Raw genomic sequence first — 1,485 nt, 5'->3', positions numbered from 1 at the left:
GCGGATCGAGTTGATGACGGCAGTCTGCTGGCGAATGAAGAGATGGCGCACGCGATGAAGCATCAGACAGCTCTGTTGTTCGATGGTCTTGGTCGGCACGAACCGCATGTTGGGCCTTGTGACCGCCTCGCAAATAGCCTCCGCGTCGGTGCTGTCGTTCTTCTGCCGTTTAACGTAGGGCTTCACATAGGCGGGAGGCATCAATCGCACCGTATGCCCCAACGCCTGCAGCTCGCGCGACCAATAATGCGAGGACGCGCAAGCCTCGATCCCCACGAGGCACGGCGGCAACTTCTCAAAGAAGGACAGCACGAAACGGCGCTTGAGCTGACGGCGTATGATCACCTGGCCGGCTGCATCGACCCCATGCACTTGAAAGACCGACTTCGCGATATCCAGACCAATCGTTGAAATTGACTGCATAGGCTGCTCCTCCGAATCGTGGGAGCCTTAAACGGCGCCCATTGTTTGGCACTCTCGTGCCCGTGGAGGAGCCGTCCACAGCATCAAAAGCTGGCCTCGCGCCAATTGCTCAATTTCTCCGAATTGGTCGAATGAATCTCTAGCGAGGCGAGGCTAATTGCGAGAATGGTAGTTAACCCGGGAACGAACGATGAGATGGCTCAGGTGGCAGCTCGCACGCAGTGACGTCTTCGTCGTCCTCTTTGCCGTTGTTCTGATATGTGTCTGTGCTGTCGTTCTTGTTCGATATCCGTCCGTTCATCAGGCATCTGGCTTCGGCCCAGATTGGGATTGCAAGAGCGTCCCCAACAGTGAGCCAGTTCGCATCAAGAAAACTAGCCATTAGCTTGACGACTGCTGTGGGTCACCGCAATCACCCCGAAGCAACTCATGGCTAAAAGGAGGACATTCCCGGCGATGTCGAGCACAACGTTTATCCCGTGCTGTGGCATGGAGTGGGTCCCCAGCACGTGTTCGTAAAGACGAACGCTCGAAGCTTTTGCAATGGGTCAAAATGCGAAGAACTCAAGTTGAACAACCTGGTCTGCTGTGGCGCGATGAGCGGACCTCCTCCGAACGAGGCGCAACTTGATGGGCCACAAGGGGGTGCAGTCCACTCCCCTCAGGTGCGCGGACCCGGCGCTCCAGGTCATCAGTAGGCAGGGTGGCAATGTTGAGCAGCCTGTGTCGGAGATTTAGTTCGCACTCAGGGACGAGTGCGCGACGTTCCGTGGCTAACTGACGACTTTGAGCGATGGTTTCGTTGGCTCGCTCGAGCCGGCGGCGTGTCTCGGCGCTGAATTCTTCGGCCATTTTGCGCTCCTAACATGCAGGCGGGAGCGCGGAATTGTCTCTCAGCCACCGGCGCCTACGGTTAGACGTAAGCGCTTAGCCGCAACCCTATTGAGGCTGGCTTGACGTTTTGCGGAATCGCCACGGCTGAGCTGCTGCCGGTATGATGGACACCGGGTTAAGCTAATCCCACCTTGCGCTCGAACTCAACAGGGCTGAGGTAACCGATCG

At 57.3% G+C, this 1,485-nt stretch carries 1 protein-coding gene; it reads right to left on the bottom strand.

The genetic code is table 11. The features are described from left to right. The coding region (locus IVB32_RS19795; protein ID WP_247409715.1) for an IS110 family transposase at positions 1-423 on the bottom strand (423 nt) is incomplete at its 3' end. Between the last annotated feature and the right edge of the window lie 1,062 nt (positions 424-1,485).

It is taken from the genome of Bradyrhizobium sp. 23, from assembly GCF_023073295.1.
In the GTDB taxonomy this organism is placed as follows: domain Bacteria; phylum Pseudomonadota; class Alphaproteobacteria; order Rhizobiales; family Xanthobacteraceae; genus Bradyrhizobium; species Bradyrhizobium canariense_D.
The sequence above is the reverse complement of the archived record's forward strand: the minus strand, read 5'-3'. Positions and strand labels throughout refer to the sequence as shown.